Source organism: Achromobacter sp. 01N37, assembly GCF_056399725.1.
Genome location: NZ_JBFTRX010000004.1, coordinates 478,453 through 494,993, shown reverse-complemented (window position 1 = coordinate 494,993; position 16,541 = coordinate 478,453). Strand labels below are relative to the sequence as shown.

The window sequence follows — 16,541 nt, the reverse complement described above, 5'->3', positions numbered from 1 at the left end:
CTCGGCTTACTTGGTGGCGGGCGTGGTGCCGGCCGGCGCACCCGCGCCCAGCGTCTTGTCACGCGTGGCGGGAATGACTTCGGCGCCGCCCACGATTTCCACCTTGGCGCCTGCGCGCAGGCGGTCGGTGCCTTCGGTGACAACCCGGTCGCCCGGCTGCAAACCTTCGTTGACCGCCACCATGCCGTTGTTGATGGCGCCCAGCTTCACCTGCCGCACCACGATCGTGTTGTCAGGCTGCACCAGGAATACGAACGCGCCGGCCGAACCCTGCTGAATGGCGGCGGTGGGAATGGCGGTGACGTCTTTGCGCGTCAACACATGCAGGCGCACGTTGACGAACTGGTTCGGAAAGAGCGCGTCGTCGGCGTTGTCGAACTTGGCTTTGAGCTTCAACGTGCCGGTCGTGACGTCGATCTGGTTGTCCAGCGTTTCCAGCACGCCGGTGGCGATGCGGCGGGTGTCGGCACGGTCATAGGCGTCAACCTTCAGGGTCTGGCCGGCCGCGATTTCGCCGCGCACTTCAGGCAACTGGGTTTCGGGCAGCGTGAACACCACGGAAATCGGCTGCGTCTGCGTAATCACGACCAGGCCATTGGTGTCGGCGCTGGACACGAGGTTGCCACGGTCAACTTGACGCAGGCCCAGCCGACCACTGATCGGCGCGGTGATGCGCGCGTAGTCCAGTTGCAGCTTAGCGTTGTCGACGTTGGCCTGATCGCTCTTGACGGTGCCTTCATACTGGCGCACCAGCGCGGCTTGCGTATCGACCTGCTGCTTGGCGATGGAGTCCTGCTTGAACAGGGCCTGATAGCGTTGCAAATCGCGGCGCGCGTTTTCCAGCTGCGCCAAATTCTGCATCTGCGTGCCGCGCGCCTGATCCAGCGCCACCTGGAATGCGCGCGGGTCGACTTGGGCGAGCAGGTCACCTGCTTTGACTTGCTGGCCTTCCTGGAACGCCACGTCGACCAATTCGCCGCTGACGCGGCTGCGCACGGTAACGGTGTTGTAGGCAGTGACGGTGCCCAGGGACTTCAGGTAGATGTCGATGTCCTGCGTGGACGCGGTCGCAATCCGAACCGGCACAGGCAGATTGGCCATGGCAGCCATCGGGGGCCGCCCGCCCGCAGCGCGCCCGCCTGGGCCAGCCGGGCCGCCTTGCTTGGCTGAGGGCCGCAGCACCAGCCAGGCAATGCCCGCCACGACAAGCAGCAACACCACACACACCACGATGCGGCGGCGGGTCCAGCGGGAGGGCGGGGAAACAGGACGACTTTCGGACATGGAACGGTTCCGGGCACTGACGGAGGAAAGCCGTATTGTCTACTAGTCGGTCGGGATTTCTACCATTGCGAGGCCGAGTTGAAACTGGCCGCAACAGGAATCGGTCTCAAGAACTGGGGGGATAAGCGCTGGGACCCACCCTACGAACTACACAGCGTCATTTGAAACGCCACATCACGGGCGACTTGCTGGGGTTTGAATTCGCCGTCTTGCGTGGAAAAACGTATCCAGATCATGTACTTATTGGCGCTGATCTCGGGAAATACGCCTTCGGTGGGGTCAACCCACACCCGCAACAGGTGGAACTGCTTGCCACCCATCATCTGCTGGTAGGCCCCCTGCTCGGCGACGATATCGGTCTTGCGGCCGGACTCGCGCAACAGACGCAAGGCCAGGGTCAGGCCGTCGTAGAGGGCGGTGAAGGGCGAGAGCCAGGCCTGCAAGTCCGCGCAGCGGGCGGCTTCGGATTTGTTCTGCCAGGCGAAATAGGAAGGCATGTCCACTTGGGTGGCGCTGCCTGGCACCGACAGGCGGCCGCGCAAGCTGGTCAACCATTCGTTTTCGCGCAAAGACTGGCCGGTCTTGCCGGGTGCGGCCAACGCGCTGGCCACTCTCTCCAGTTCGCGCAACATGCCTTCCAATGCGTCTTGCGCCACGCCGGGGTGGTCGCGCAACCCAACAAGCGCCATGCGCTGGCGCTCAAGGTCTTGCAGCACGGCGCCTTTGACGTCGGTGCGTTCACACGCGTCGAGCAGATCGAACAGGGATGTGACGGCAACCTGATGTTGGCGTGAGTCTCCCTCGCGAGCAAAGAAGAACAACCTGTCGAACAGGTATTCCAATCGCAGATAAGCGCGGATGCGCTCATTGAAGGGATATTCGTAAACGATCACGCTTTTTGACAGGCCCATCAGTGGTCGGCCAAGCGGCCGAGAGATTCAGGGGTGCCGGCCAAGCTTGTCGCTTACCGGCCCGTTGTGGTCGCCAGCAACAGCCAGCGGTCATGCAAGGTCTTCGCCTGCGCGCGCAATTGCTCTGGAGTCGTTGCGCCGTCGTTCGTGATGACGTCGTCTGCAGCCTCCAGGCGGCTTGCCCGCGCAGCCTGTGCCGCCATAATACGCCTGATGGCTGGCTCCGTCAGCCCGCTACGCGACTGCACGCGCGCGACCTGTGTGTCGGGGTCGCAGTCCACCACGCAGATGCGATCCACACGCCCTCGCCAACGCGGCAAGGACTCCACCAAAAGCGGCACAACAAACACCAGATACGATCCGGTTGCAGCCGCTGCCTGACGCTTGGTTTCTTCAGTAATGGCAGGATGCAAAACCGCTTCCAAACGCAACCGGACTTGCGGGTCAGCGAACGCGCGCTCGCGCATCCATTCGCGGTTCAAGGCGCCATCGGGCGTCAAGGCATCGGGGCCGAATTCACGTTCAATCGCGGGCATGGCCGCGCCGCGCGCAGCGGTCAACGTCCGCGCGATTTCGTCGGTGTCGACCAGCGTCGCGCCCCATTCGCCCAGCATGTCCGCCACGCGGGACTTGCCCGAGCCGATGCCCCCCGTCAGACCAATCTTGAACATGCCATTCATTCCTTTATTGGTATCCGTCTTGCTATCAGTCTTGCTATCCGTTGTCGCCAGCCGTTACTGCCGGCCGTTCTTGCCAGCCGCTCTTGCCAGCCGTTATTGCTGCCCGTTATTGCTGCCCGTTATTGCTGCCCGTTATTGCTGCCCGTTCTTGCTGCCCGTTCTTGCTGCCCGTTCTTGGCGATGCCGCGTTTGCCTAGCGCAGGAATTGCCATATGCCTTGATCGCCGCCCAGCAGCAGCATCACGATACCGGCCAACGCCAGATAAGGCCCGAACGGTAAAGGCTGCCCCCGGCTGGCGCGGCCGCTTAACGTCAAGGCGCCCCCGATCACCACGCCCACCAGCGATGCGGCCAACAACAACATGGGCAGGGACTCAACGCCAAACCATGCGCCCAGCGCCGCCAACAGTTTGAAGTCGCCATAGCCCATGCCCTCGCGCCCCGTCAGCAGGCGGAACACATGGAAGATAACCCACAAGAAAACATAGCCCGCGACCGCACCGATGACGGCTAGCGGCAGCGTGGTGAACGTGTCGAACAGATTGATCAGCAGGCCCGCCCACACCAGCGGCTGCGTCAGCACGTCGGGCAACAGCGTGGTTTCGAAATCGATCCATGCCAGCGCCACCAGCATCGCCGTCAAGCCCATGGCGAAGAGCGCGATGGGCGTTGCGCCGTAGCGCCATGCACAGGCGGCAAACAAGATGCAGGTAAGCAGTTCGATGGCGGGATACCGCAAGCTGATGGCAACCCCGCAAGCCGCGCATCGGCCGCGCAGTATCAACCAGCCCACTAGCGGCAGCCGGCGCCAACCGGTAATGGGTGCGTGGCAAGCAGGACAATGCGACGCTGGCCGAAACAAACCATCGGGGCTGTCGGGACGCGCCTTGCCCACCGCGTCCAGGCATTGCGCTTGCCATTCGCGTTCCATCATGCGCGGCAAGCGATACGTCAGCACAGTCAGCCAATTGCCCACGGCCAGCCCTGCCAGCGCCGCGATACCAATGAAGAGCCCCAAGGGCATATCAAAGACCTGATGCACGATGCTCATGCTCCGGCCGAACGCGCGCGCGCGCTCGGCTCAACCCTTGGACTGATAACCAAAAGGCAGGCGGCCTGACCACGGCCTTGTCGTAAATTGTGCATAAAGTGCTGACAACACCCAAGAGTGGCTAAGGGAACGTATCGAATCTTCGCATAAGTGCGTAAAATCGGAGACAGACTCAATTCACGGATAAGCTGCCATGACCGCCCGCGTCGACATCGTTACCCGATCCCGCAAACTTAGCGTCATGGGGCTGCTGCTGGCAGGTACCGTACTGGGCGCCGCAGGTTGCGCCCAGCAGAAAAGCGAAGGGTATTACGACCCGCCCGTTGAAAGCACAGTGACCGATGCCCAATACCAGGGTTCGGGCGCTGGCTACCGCAGCGTCATCCGCGCGCCGTCGCAAGTGCAAATCGCCCTGAAGCCTGATGCGCGCAAGCCGCAAAACCAGTCTGGCCAACCCGCCGCTGGCGCTCAGACCACCGAAGACGGCCAGGCCGTTCCGGAAGGCGCGGAGAACACCAGCTCGAATACTTCCCCCGCCCCGGCTCCGGCCGCCGCACCCAATGCCGCCGCGCACAGCCTGGTGCCGCAGCCGCAAACCTACATGGGCACGCTGCCGTGTTTCTCGCCGGCCATGCAATGCACGGCGCAGCGCGTCACGCTGACCTTGGCGCCCAATGGCCGGTGGCGTGGCCGCACGGCCTATCTGGAAAATGACCCTAACAAGGGCCCCGCCGTTACCGAGCAAGGCTGCTGGGACGCCACCGACGAGCGCCCGCCGCGCGTCATCCTGATGGACGGCAAGGGCAACGCCCGCGCGGAATTCCTGGTGGCCGCCAACAACGTGCTGCGCGTGCGTTCCATCGCGGGCCAGACGCCGAACCTGAACTACAACCTGACCCGCCAGCCGGACCTTGACCCGATTGACGAGTTGGCCAAGGCACAAGCGCCGCAGTGCCCTTGAGGGCTTGACGGCCAGCCGCCAGCAATCTGGCAGCTTGGCTGAATCAGCGCTTGCCTGAGCCAGTATCCGCCGGGCCCGCCGAACTCCCTGTTCGGCGGGCCCGATTCTTTTGGCGCGAACACATTCAGGGATCATGGTTCTGGGCTCCTGATTCAGCGGGGCACGCGCCATATTCCGCCGGCGGTTCGTGCAGCACATGGCGGGCCATTGCGGCGGACTGGACAGGGATCGCAGCGGGAGCAGGAACAGCAGCATGAGCAGCAGCAGCAGCAGCAGCAGCAGCAGCAGCAGCACCAGTGGCAGCAGCATTGGCAGTGGCACCAGCATTGGCAGTGGCAGCAGCAGTGACAGTAGCAGTAGCAGTAGCCCCCGCCCCATCCGCCACATCGTCACCCGCGGCGTCCAATTCCACTGCATTCAGAATCGGCGACGACCCTGAACGCCCGTGGGCGCACAGCCGGCACGCCAGCTGCATGGCATTGCGGGCGTCGAGCTTGGCGAAGATGCGGGCGCGATGGGCTTCGGCGGTGCGCAGCGAAATGCCCAGGTCGATGGCGATGACCTTGTTGGGCCGGCCCGCCGCCACGAGGCCGACGATTTCTCTTTCGCGAGGCGTCAGTGCGGACAAGACCGATTCAAGATCGTGACGGGGAACTTGCATGGGCGACTCATTTTTGCAATGTAGGATTACAAGAAGTCTGCCCGGCCCCCTAAAACGGCGGAAGCTAGCAATTCTGTCAGGGTCGGGCCGCCGCAATGGCCAAAAGACCCTCGCGCGCCCCGCCCTGAACCGGATATCAGGCCTTGTAGACCAGTTCCAGATTGTCGATCAACCGCGTGGCGCCCAGCTTCGCAGCCGCCAGCACCACCACGGGTTCGCCGGCTTGCAAGTCAGCGGCCTCGGGGCGTTTCAGATCACGTTGACGGCGCAGCGCCACGTAGTCCACCTTCCAGCCGCGCTGGGTCAGGTGCGCAGCGGCGTCGCGTTCCAGGGCCAGCGCGTCGCGCTCGCCTTGCGCCAACCGATGGCCGATGTTTTGCAGCGCGGCATACAGCGCCGGCGCCTCGGCGCGTTCGCCTTCGGTCAGATAGCGGTTGCGCGACGACAGCGCCAGGCCATCATCAGCGCGCACGGTCTCGTGCGCCAGCACTTCCACGGGCAGCTGGAACTGGCGGCACATGTTGCGCACCACCATCAGCTGTTGATAGTCCTTCTTGCCGAACACGGCCACACGCGGCTGCACGCAAGAGAACAGCTTCAACACCACCGTGCTGACGCCTTCGAAGAAGCCCGGGCGGAACTCGCCTTCCAGGATGTCGCCCAGATCGTCAGGCGGCTGGACGCGGTAGTTCTGCGGCTCGGGATACATCTCGCGCTCGTTCGGCGCGAACAATACGTAAACGTCGCGCGCCTGCTCCAGCTTTTCGATGTCGGCCGCCAGCGTGCGCGGGTACTGGTCGAAGTCTTCGTTGGGCCCGAATTGCAGGCGGTTCACGAAGATGCTGGCCACGACAGGGTCGCCGTGCTGGCGCGCCAGCTTCATCAGTGACAGGTGGCCTTCGTGCAGGTTGCCCATCGTAGGCACGAACGACACGCGGTTCTGTCCGCGCAGGTGATCGCGCAATTCCTGGATGGTGTGTACGACTTTCAAGGGGACTCTCCGGGGTTGGGGGCAGCCCGGTCAGGATCAGGCCGCGACCGCCGCCACGCTGGTATAGGCCAGGCGCACGTAGATGGGCGCATAGGGCTCGGCCTGCGTGATCTCAAGCAGGGATTCGCGGGCCAGCTCCAGCATGGCGATGAAATGCACAACGACGACCGCCGCGGGCGCGCCTTCGCGGACCCGCTCCATGAACAGGTCGCCGAATTCCATGAAGCGCACATCGTTCAGGCGCCGCAGGATATGCGTCATGTGATCGCGCACGGACAGCTGTTCGCGCGTGATGTGGTGATGCTGGTTCAGCTTGGCGCGCTTCATGATGTCGGCCCACGCCTGGCGCAGGTCGTCCACGCTGACTTCGGGCATCATGCGCTCGACGCTCAGGTCGGCCACGGCCTGGCTGCTAACGAAGTCGCGGCCCAACTGCGGCAGCTTGTCCAGCTTTTGGGCGGCCAGCTTCATCTGTTCGTATTCGAGCAGGCGGCGAACCAGTTCAGCGCGGGGATCTTCGGGCTCTTCGCCGGTGTCGGTCTTTTTCACCGGCAGCAGCATGCGCGACTTGATCTCGATCAGCATGGCGGCCATCAGCAGATATTCGGCCGCCAGCTCCAGATTGGTGATGCGGATCTGGTCCACATATGACAGGTACTGCCGCGTGACATCCGCCATCGGGATGTCCAGAACGTTGAAGTTCTGCTTGCGGATCAGGTACAGCAGCAGGTCCAGCGGCCCTTCAAACGCTTCCAGGAAGATTTCCAGCGCGTCCGGCGGAATGTAAAGATCCGTCGGCATCTGGAACAGCGGTTCACCGTACAGGCGCGCGAACGCCACGCTATCGACGGTGTCAGGCGTGCTGTCCACAGGCGGCGCCACCAGCTTGGCTAACGCCTCGCCAGGAACTGAAGGGTTTTGGGACATGTCTGCCGCAATGCGATCAGTCTGCCGAATACACGTAGGGTTTTTGCGGCACGCGGGCGGCGCGGAAGCCTTCCAGCAGCTCCGAATCTTGCGGTTTATCCCAAAGACGGGCGCGGCCTTCGCGCTGGCGTTCTTCCGTGCCAGGGTGCGACTGCTTGAAGTCTTTAAGGAAAAGGGTGATCTCGGATTCGTAGTTGGTCGCCATGGCACCAATTTCAGTAGGTTGCAGATCTGGGGAGTTTACTTCACGCGGGGCCAATCCCCCGGCGTTACAATCGTCAGGCATCCAACGCCCCCTCCCGCCATGTCAGCCGAATCCGCAGCAGCCGCCAATCCCGCTCCGCCCTCAACCCCGGACGCGGTGCGTGCGGCTCGCATGATCCCCTTTATTGTGGGCTGTGCGCTGTTCATGCAGATGCTGGACGCCACCGTCGTAGCCACCGCCCTGCCGGCCATGGCCCGCGCGCTGGGGTCCACACCCGTACGGCTGAATGTGGCCATTACGTCCTACCTGTTGTCGGTGGCCGTGTTCGTGCCGGTCAGCGGCTGGGCGGCCGACCGCTACGGCGCCCGCCGGGTGTTCGTGGCCGCGATCGGCCTGTTCACGCTCAGCTCGGTCGCCTGCGCAATCTCGCAAGACCTGCCCCAATTGGTCGCCGCCCGGGTCATCCAGGGGATGGCGGGCGCGATGATGGTGCCGGTGGGCCGCATCATCCTGCTGCGCACGGTGCCCAAGCAGGACTTGCTCAAAGCCATGTCGTTTTTGTCCATCCCGGCCCTGCTTGGCCCGGTGATCGGGCCGCCGCTGGGCGGCTTCATGGTGACGTATATGTCGTGGCACTGGATTTTCCTGATCAACATCCCCATCGGCGTGCTGGGCATTGCGCTGGTGCTGCGCTACGTGGCCGAGATCAAGGAAGAGACCGCCCCGCGCCTGGACTGGCTGGGCTTTCTGCTTAGCGCCGTTTGCCTGGCGGCGCTGGTCAGCGGTTTCGAGGCGATTGGCCGAGACATCATGCCGCTGCCGATGCTGCTGGGCCTGATCGCCGTGGGCGCGGCTTGCGGCTTTTTGTATGCGTGGCACGCCCGCCGTATTGAACATCCCATCATCGACCTGTCGTTGATGCGTATCCCCACCTTCGCCATTTCCACGCTGGGCGGCAATCTGTGCCGCTTCGCCGTGGGCGCCACCCCGTTTTTGCTGGCCATGCTGCTGCAAGTGGGCTTTGGCCTGAGCCCCTTTTCGGCCGGGCTGATCACCTTCGCCAGCGCCGCGGGCGCGCTGCTGATGAAGTTCGTGGCCACGCCCATCGTGCGCCACTTCGGATTCCGCCGCGTGCTGACCGTGAACGCGCTGCTGACGGGCGTGTTCATCATGGTGTGCGCCACGTTCACGCCCGCCACGCCAGTGTGGCTGATGATCGCGATTTTGCTCGTGGGCGGCTTCTTCAGGTCGTTGCAGTTCACGGGGGTAAATACGCTAACCTATGCCGATATTCCCCCGGCCAAAATGAGCCGCGCCAGCAGCTTCGCCGCCATGGCGCAGCAACTGGGCATCAGTCTGGGCGTGGGGGTGGCCGCGGTTACGCTGAATGTCAGCATGACCCTGCGCGGCGCCGAGACGCTTGCGGTCAGCGACGTCGTCGCCGGCTTCATCGTCATCGGCCTCATGTGCATGGCCTCGACCTTCTCCTTTAGACGCCTTGAGCCGCTGGCCGGGGCACACCTGAACGGCGCCAAACAAAGTGACGACGAATGAATTTGTTCTAGCCCTGGACCAGGGCACGACCAGCTCCCGAGCCATCGTATTCGACCGCGAAGGCGTGGTGCGCGGCGTCGGCCAGCGTGAATTCCGCCAACACTACCCGCGTCCGGGCTGGGTGGAACATGACGCGAGCGAGATCTGGCACAGCCAGCTGGACGTGGCGCGCGAAGCCCTGCGCAACGCCGCGGCAACCGCCGCCGACATCGCCGCCATCGGCATCACCAACCAACGCGAAACCACGTTGATCTGGGAGCGCTCGACGGGCCGCCCGCTGGCGCGTGCCATCGTCTGGCAAGACCGCCGCACCGCGCCAATGTGCGATCAGCTGCGGCAGGACGGCCATGCCGATTTCCTGCAATCGCACACGGGGCTGGTGCTGGATGCGTACTTCTCAGGCACGAAGCTCGCCTGGCTGCTGGACCACGTGCCCGGCGCGCGCCAGATGGCCGAGCGCGGCGAACTGGCGTTCGGCACCGTCGACACCTGGCTGATCTGGCAACTGACCGGCGGCGCGGTGCACAGTACCGACCCGAGCAACGCCTCGCGCACGATGCTGTTCGACCTGCACACGCAAGACTGGAACGACGAGATCCTGGCCCTGCTGAAAATTCCCCGCAGCGTGCTGCCGCAGATCGCGCCCAGCAGCGCGGTGGTGGGCAACGCGCTGCCGGAATGGCTGGGCGGTTCGATCCCGATCGCAGGCGTGGCTGGCGACCAGCAGGCCGCCACCTTCGGCCAGGCCTGCTTCACGCCAGGCATGGCAAAGAACACCTACGGCACCGGCTGCTTCATGCTGATGAACGTGGGCGACAAGCCGGTGCAATCGAAAAACCATCTGTTGTCGACGGTGGGCTGGGGTTTGCCTTTGTCTGGCGCTGACAGCTGGAAGCCGACGTACATGCTGGAAGGCGGCGTGTTCGTGGCGGGCGCGGCGGTGCAATGGCTGCGCGACGGCTTGGGAATCATCCAACGTTCTGAAGAGATTGAGTCCCTGGCCGCAAGCGTGTCAGATACTGACGACGTGTTCATGGTGCCGGCCTTCGCGGGCTTGGGCGCTCCGCACTGGGACCCGTACGCGCGCGGCACACTGGTCGGCCTGACGCGCGGCACCACCCGCGCCCACATCGCACGCGCAACGCTGGAATCCATCGCACTGCAAAGCGCCGAACTGCTGACCTGCATGAACGGCGACAGCGGCATCGCGCTGACCGAACTACGCGTAGACGGCGGCGCCGCCCGCAACGACCTGCTGATGCAAATGCAGGCAGATCTACTAGGAGTGCCGGTGGTGCGTCCACGCGTGTCGGAGTCGACGGCGTTGGGGGCCGCTGGGTTGGCGGGGCTGGCGGTGGGGTTCTGGTCTGGACTGGATGAATTCGCGTCGAAGTGGCAGGCGGAACGGACGTTCGAGCCGACGTGGCCGGAGTCAGTTCGAGCGGCGCGGATGAAGCGGTGGAGACAGGCGGTGGAGTTGTCTAAGGGGTGGGCTGCGGGGAGTGGGAAGGCGTAGTTTTGTTTGGGGCGATTGGTGTTTTGTAGGTCCGTGTTTTTGTAGGTCCGTGTTTTTGGGGCGGTCGAAGATCTTCGTAGGTCGCCCATCGTCGCAGTGGCCCTGACTGCGCGCGCCCACGATTGCGGTCCGGAGCCTTCGCTCCGGACTTCCCCCTCGTCATCTTCGTCCAGGCCTTCGGCCTTCCCTTCAGATTCCCTCGGGCGCATCGAGGTTGCGCGCAGTCAGGGCCACCGCGCCGACGGGCTGCCATTGTCTTGGGTCGTGGCGCTGTTAGGGGGTGCCTTAGTGACGAGTGCGTCGGGGCCCGCCGAATCGCGGCCGCGCGGGCGGCCACGATCGGCATACGCGTTAGCGGTCGTTTGAGCGATGTTCGCTTTCGCGCATATTGAGAACGGTTTGCTAAAGGGCCCCCACGTTTTTTGGGGGGGTAAAGGGGTGGCGCGCGTCCCGCACTACTTTGCGCGTGCCGACCCGTCGCGCGCCACCGCACCGGGGTTCAACGGGTGACTGTGCCCCGAGGGATGATTGAAGCGCGGCAAGCCATCAAGAAGAACCCGAGCAAAGTAGCCACACGCGAAGCGAACACCGCGACGACGCACCACCACGCGTAAGCTCCACGAGGCCGCCCGCGCGGCCGGCATGGAGCGGGCCCCGCAAGATCTTCCACCACCCAAAACCGGTGGAGAGAACCCTAAGAAAACCGTTCGCCCCCGCTGACGTGAGATTGCAACTTTCAGAGCCCGTGGGGTCGGGGGCCTGGAGTGCGCGGGGCGTCGATAAGCCCGAGGGAATCTGAAGGGAAGGCCGAAGGCCTGGACGAAGATGACGACGGGGCAGTCCGGAGCGAAGGCTCCGGACCGCAATCGTTGCCCCGCGCACCCCAGGCCCCCGAACCCACGGGCGTCTAAAGAACCCAACTAAACACCATCAAGCCGCCCTAACCCCAATCGCCACAACCCTCGCACTAAATTCCTTCAACAACTCCTCCCGCACCCTCCCCGCCCGAGCCATCGCCTCTTCCTTCACGTGTCCGTACCCTCGAATCTCCTCCGGCACGCTTGCTAACGCCACTGCGCGGTCCAGATTTCCGCGATTCAACTTCGACAAGATCGCCGTCATCGTCTCCCGGTATTCGCGAATCAGCTCGCGCTCCGCTCGCCGTTCCGCCGTATACCCGAACACGTCAAGCTTCGTCCCCCGCAAGCGCCGCCACTTCGCAAGCATTCCAAACACCCGCAACATCCCTGGCCCATAGCTGCGTTTGATCAGATGCCCCTGCTTGTCGCGCCGCGCGAACAGCGGCGGGGCCAGGTGGAAGTGCAGCTTCCAGTCGCCTTCGAATTGCGCGCTCACCTTCTTCACGAACTCGCCGTCTGAATACAGGCGCGCCACCTCGTACTCGTCCTTGTAGGCCATCAGCTTGAAGTAGTAACGCGCGACTGCAATCGCCAGCCGGTTTGTACCGGTGGCCTCGTGCTCGGCGTGCGTCACCTTGTCGACCAGATCCGTGTACTGCTTTGCATACGCCTCATTCTGGTACTGCGTCAGGAACGCCTTGCGTACCGCCACGATCTGCGCCAGTTCTCCGGCGGGTTTCTTGAGCTCGGTCACCGGGCTGGCGGTGCGAGGGCGCTTGATTTCGATGATGTCTTCGGGCGGCGCTATCGGCATGCCGCCGTTGGCCAACACGCGTGCCACATCGGCCATGTCGTGCGCGGCGCGGCGGCCCCAGGCGAAGGCGGCGATGTTGCTGGCCACTTGCTGCCCGTTCAACTCAATCGCGCGCAACAGCGCAGCTTGCGACAGCGGAATCCAGCCCTTTTGATAGGCGTATCCCATCATCAACGGGTTCGCGTAGATGGCGTCGCCCAGCAACACCACCGCCATCGCCGCGGCGTCCACCGTGTGCAAGTTTTCCTTGCCGCAGGCCGCTTGCAGATCCGCCGTCAGGTTGGCGCCCGGCAAGGTCCAGTTCGGGTTGGACACGAACGCGGCGGTGGGTGCGTTGTCGCGGTTCAAGAGCGCGTGGGTGCGCCCCGGACGCAGCCGCGCCATGCTTTCCGCGCTGGTGGCCACCACCAGGTCGCCCGCCAGCAGCAAGTCGGCCTCGCCCATCGCCACGCGCGTATTCATCAGGTCGTCGGGCGACTTCGCCAGCACCACATGCGAATACACAGCGCCACCCTTCTGCGCCAGGCCAGCCATGTCCAGCACCGAACAGCCCTTGCCTTCCAGGTGCGCCGCCATGCCCAGCAACTGGCCGATAGTGACGACACCCGTGCCGCCCACGCCCGCGATGAAGACGCCATACGGTTCATCCAACGCACGCTCACGCGGCGGCGGCACGCCTTCATCGATCACGCCTTCCTGCGACAAAGCCTTGGGCTTTTTCAGCTTGCCGCCTTCCACCGTAACGAAGCTGGGGCAAAAGCCCTTCAGACAGGAAAAGTCCTTGTTGCAGCTGGATTGATTGATCGTGCGCTTGCGGCCGAACTCGGTCTCCAAAGGCTCGACCGACAAGCAATGCGACTTCTGCGAACAATCGCCACAGCCTTCGCACACGCGTTCGTTGATGACGACGCGGCGCGCGGGGTCTGGGTAGGCGGCGCGCTTGCGGCGGCGGCGCTTCTCGGTGGCGCAGGTCTGGTCATAGATCAGCACCGACACGCCGGGGTGTTCGCGCAGGTCGCGCATGACGGCGTCAAGCTCGTCGCGGTGCATCACCGGCACGCCTGGCGCCAGGCCGGACATGCTCTTGTACTTGTCGGGCTCGTCTGTCACCACGATGATTTTCTCGATGCCCTCGGCCGCCATCTGCCGGCTGATCATTGGCACGCTGATGGGGCCGTCCACGGGCTGTCCGCCCGTCATGGCCACGGCATCGTTGAACAGGATCTTGTAGGTGATCGGCACCTTGGCCGCGACCGCCGCGCGGATGGCCAGCAGGCCGGAATGGAAATACGTGCCATCCCCCAGGTTGGCGAAGACGTGCTTTTCTTCGGTGAACGGCGCTTGGCCTACCCACGGCACGCCCTCGCCGCCCATCTGGGTATAGACCTCGGTGTTGCGATCCATCCAGCGCACCATGTAGTGGCAGCCGATGCCCGCCATGCCGCGCGAACCCTCTGGCAGACGCGTCGACGTATTGTGCGGACAGCCCGAACAGAACCACGGCTTGCGCTCTTCCACCACGCGCGGCCGCGCCAGCAACTGTTCGCGCCCGCGGATGAACTCCAGCCGCGCCTCGATGCCCGCACGCACTTCGGCGGGCAGTTCAAAGCGCAGCAAACGCGACGCGATGGCTTTCGCCACCATCGCGGGCGAAAACTCGTAATGCGCGGGCAGCAGCCAGTTGCCCTGCGGCACCGACCATTCGCCACCATCCTTGTCATCGAACTTGCCCGCCACGCGCGGAATCTTCTTGCCGCTGCCGATCCAGCTGAACAGCTCTTCCTTCAGCTGGTACTCCAGCACCTGGCGCTTTTCTTCGACCACCAGAATCTCGTCCAGCCCCTCGGCAAATTGCTGCATGCCGGTGGACTCCAGCGGCCAGACCATGCCCACCTTGAAGAGACGCAGCCCGATGCGCCGGCATACGTCTTCCGACAAGCCCAGGTCGGACAGCGCCTGGCGCGTGTCCAGATACGCCTTGCCGGACGTCATGATGCCAAAGCGCGCATCGCGCTCGGGCACGTGCCAGAGTTCACGGTTGAGCTTGTTGGCGCGGGCGTAGGCCAGCGCGGCGTAAAGTTTGTAGTCGAGCAGGCGCGCTTCTTGTTGCAGCGGCGTGTCGGGAATCCGGATGTTCAAGCCGTCGGGCGGCATCAGAAAATCTTCGGGCAGCTGAATGCGCACGCGATGCGGGTCCACGTCCACCGAGGCCGACACTTCCACAATGTCGGTGATGCATTTCATGCCTACCCACACGCCCGCGTACCGGCTCATGGCCCAGCCGTGCAATCCGTAATCCAGCACCTCTTGGACGCTGGCCGGAAACAGCGCCGGGATCATACAGGCCTTCAGGATGTGGTCGCTTTGATGCGGCAAGGTCGACGACTTGGCCGGATGGTCGTCGCCCGCCACCACCAGCACGCCACCGTGGCGCGACGTGCCTGCCGCGTTGGCGTGCTTGAAGACGTCGCCGCAACGGTCCACGCCTGGACCCTTGCCGTACCACATGCCAAAGACGCCGTCGTACTTCGCGCCCGGAAACAGGTTGACCTGCTGCGAGCCCCAGACGGCGGTGGCCGCCAGGTCTTCGTTGATGCCGGGCTGAAACTCTACGTGATGGGCCTTCAGGTACTTGGCCGCCTTCCACATGTTCTGGTCGACGCCGCCCAAGGGCGACCCCCGATACCCCGACACAAAGCCCGCCGTGTTCAAGCCCGCGCGTGCGTCGCGCACCCGCTGCATCATGGGCAGGCGGACCAGGGCGTGGATGCCGCTCATCCAGGCGCGGCCGGATTCCAGTGTGTACTTGTCGTCAAGTTGGACGGATTCAAGCGCCGCGCGCAGTGCGGGCGTAAGGGGGGCATTCATGTCTACTCCAAGATCCTGGATGCCCCCACCAGCTTCGCGTCGCGCGCTTGGGCGCACGCGGGCCAACAAGGGCCGTGAAAGTGAAGTGATGCGCTCGCGCGCTTAGCTCTGCCAGTTGTAACCGCTTGCCCACACCCCGGCAATAGGGCGATGCGATAATGTGCGCCATGGARTTCGCCCCTCGAATCGTCGCCTGGCAACGCCAGCATGGCCGCCACGATCTGCCCTGGCAAAACACACGTGACCCGTATCGGATCTGGCTGTCCGAGATCATGTTGCAGCAGACGCAAGTGGCCACCGTCATCCCGTATTACGACCGCTTCCTGCAACGCTTCCCGGACGTTGCCGCGCTGGCCGCCGCCGCCCAGGAAGACGTGATGCCGTACTGGGCCGGCCTGGGTTACTACGCGCGCGCCCGCAACCTGCATCGCTGCGCGCAGGAAATCGCGCGCGACTGGAACGGCCGCTTCCCGCCCACCGCCGAAGACATCGCCACCCTGCCCGGCATTGGCCGGTCCACGGCGGCGGCCATTGCGGCGTTCGCGTATGGCGAGCGGTCTCCCATCCTGGATGGCAACGTCAAACGCGTCTTCACCCGCCACTTCGGCATTGCCGGCGACCCGTCCAAGCGCGACGTCGAAACGCGGTTATGGGCGCTGGCTGACGCGCAAGTCGACGCCGCGCCGGGCCTGGACATGGCGGCCTACACGCAAGGGTTGATGGACTTGGGCGCCACGCTCTGCACGCGCGGCAAACCCGCTTGCGACAAATGCCCGGTGGCCGGCGGCTGCGTCGCCCGCCGCGAAGGCCGCCAGACTGAACTGCCCACGCCGAAAGTGCGCAAGGCCATTCCGGAACGCGAGACCTGTATGCTCGTGCTCCAACACCAGGGCGCTTTCCTGTTGCAGCAACGGCCCGAGCCCGGCATCTGGGGCGGGCTGTGGAGCCTTCCGGAATTCGACATCGCGGGCGACCCCGACGCCGCCTCGCGCGCGCTGGGCCTGGAGCCCGAACAACGCTTCGAACTCGCGGCGTTCGCCCACACCTTCACGCACTACCGCTTGCACATCCGGCCTTGGCTGGTGCCCGTGCGCGCAGCCGGTTTGCGCGAATCCGCACTGCCTGAACGATGGGTGCATGCAGACAAGCTGGCGACGATGGCGCTACCCGCACCGGTGAAGAAATTGCTGCAAGGCCTGGTGGATGCCGGCATGCAGGACAGCCTGTTTTCTTCAGCCAAGCCCTGAGGCGCAGGCTG

Annotated in this window: 13 protein-coding genes; 4 read left to right on the top strand and 9 right to left on the bottom strand. The window is 64.3% G+C overall.

Annotated features, from left to right (window positions below; translation table 11 throughout):
- Positions 1-6: 6 nt before the first annotated feature.
- The 4 genes from AC1DSJ_RS11190 to AC1DSJ_RS11175 form a co-directional block, all read right to left on the bottom strand.
- Positions 7-1,284, bottom strand: coding sequence for an MdtA/MuxA family multidrug efflux RND transporter periplasmic adaptor subunit (locus AC1DSJ_RS11190; protein WP_054421313.1), 1,278 nt, complete (start codon positions 1,282-1,284; stop codon positions 7-9).
- Positions 1,285-1,424: 140 nt separating this feature from the next.
- Complete coding sequence (gene zapD / locus AC1DSJ_RS11185) at positions 1,425-2,177, bottom strand: cell division protein ZapD (RefSeq protein ID WP_054421418.1); 753 nt, start codon at positions 2,175-2,177, stop codon at positions 1,425-1,427.
- Positions 2,178-2,248: 71 nt separating this feature from the next.
- Positions 2,249-2,866: a dephospho-CoA kinase gene (coaE, locus tag AC1DSJ_RS11180; RefSeq protein ID WP_054421417.1), complete on the bottom strand. Its 618-nt coding sequence runs from the start codon at positions 2,864-2,866 to the stop codon at positions 2,249-2,251.
- Between the two features lie 202 nt (positions 2,867-3,068).
- Complete coding sequence (locus tag AC1DSJ_RS11175) at positions 3,069-3,926, bottom strand: prepilin peptidase (protein WP_054421312.1); 858 nt, start codon at positions 3,924-3,926, stop codon at positions 3,069-3,071.
- A 193-nt stretch (positions 3,927-4,119) separates the two neighbouring features.
- On the opposite strand from AC1DSJ_RS11175, the gene AC1DSJ_RS11170 reads away from it, so the two are divergent.
- Complete coding sequence (locus tag AC1DSJ_RS11170) at positions 4,120-4,887, top strand: copper resistance protein NlpE N-terminal domain-containing protein (RefSeq protein ID WP_054421311.1); 768 nt, start codon at positions 4,120-4,122, stop codon at positions 4,885-4,887.
- A 124-nt stretch (positions 4,888-5,011) separates the two neighbouring features.
- On the opposite strand, the gene AC1DSJ_RS11165 is transcribed toward AC1DSJ_RS11170, so the two are convergent.
- From AC1DSJ_RS11165 to AC1DSJ_RS11150, 4 genes are all read right to left on the bottom strand, one after another.
- Positions 5,012-5,548, bottom strand: coding sequence for a response regulator transcription factor (locus AC1DSJ_RS11165; protein ID WP_441371443.1), 537 nt, complete (start codon positions 5,546-5,548; stop codon positions 5,012-5,014).
- Positions 5,549-5,684: 136 nt separating this feature from the next.
- Positions 5,685-6,539 (bottom strand): pantoate--beta-alanine ligase, encoded by an 855-nt coding sequence (panC, locus tag AC1DSJ_RS11160; RefSeq protein ID WP_054421309.1) that lies wholly within the window; start codon positions 6,537-6,539, stop codon positions 5,685-5,687.
- 36 nt (positions 6,540-6,575) lie between these two features.
- Positions 6,576-7,466, bottom strand: coding sequence for a segregation and condensation protein A (locus AC1DSJ_RS11155; RefSeq protein WP_054421308.1), 891 nt, complete (start codon positions 7,464-7,466; stop codon positions 6,576-6,578).
- Between the two features lie 16 nt (positions 7,467-7,482).
- A complete protein-coding gene (locus tag AC1DSJ_RS11150) occupies positions 7,483-7,671 on the bottom strand; it encodes a DUF3460 family protein (protein WP_050447026.1) in 189 nt (62 codons plus the stop codon).
- A gap of 99 nt (positions 7,672-7,770) precedes the next feature.
- On the opposite strand from AC1DSJ_RS11150, the gene AC1DSJ_RS11145 reads away from it, so the two are divergent.
- Entirely contained in the window at positions 7,771-9,225 is a 1,455-nt protein-coding gene (locus AC1DSJ_RS11145; protein WP_175172045.1) for a DHA2 family efflux MFS transporter permease subunit, read from the top strand.
- Positions 9,212-10,741, top strand: coding sequence for a glycerol kinase GlpK (gene glpK / locus AC1DSJ_RS11140; protein WP_175172046.1), 1,530 nt, complete (start codon positions 9,212-9,214; stop codon positions 10,739-10,741). Before AC1DSJ_RS11145 ends, glpK begins: the two co-directional genes overlap by 14 nt.
- A gap of 930 nt (positions 10,742-11,671) precedes the next feature.
- On the opposite strand, the gene AC1DSJ_RS11135 is transcribed toward glpK, so the two are convergent.
- Positions 11,672-15,283, bottom strand: a complete 3,612-nt coding sequence (locus AC1DSJ_RS11135; RefSeq protein ID WP_441371442.1) for an indolepyruvate ferredoxin oxidoreductase family protein — start codon at positions 15,281-15,283, stop codon at positions 11,672-11,674.
- 158 nt (positions 15,284-15,441) lie between these two features.
- Between AC1DSJ_RS11135 and mutY the strand changes: the two genes are divergently transcribed.
- On the top strand, positions 15,442-16,530 hold the full coding sequence (gene mutY / locus AC1DSJ_RS11130) for an A/G-specific adenine glycosylase (RefSeq protein WP_441371441.1): 1,089 nt from the start codon (positions 15,442-15,444) through the stop codon (positions 16,528-16,530).
- Positions 16,531-16,541 lie beyond the last annotated feature (11 nt).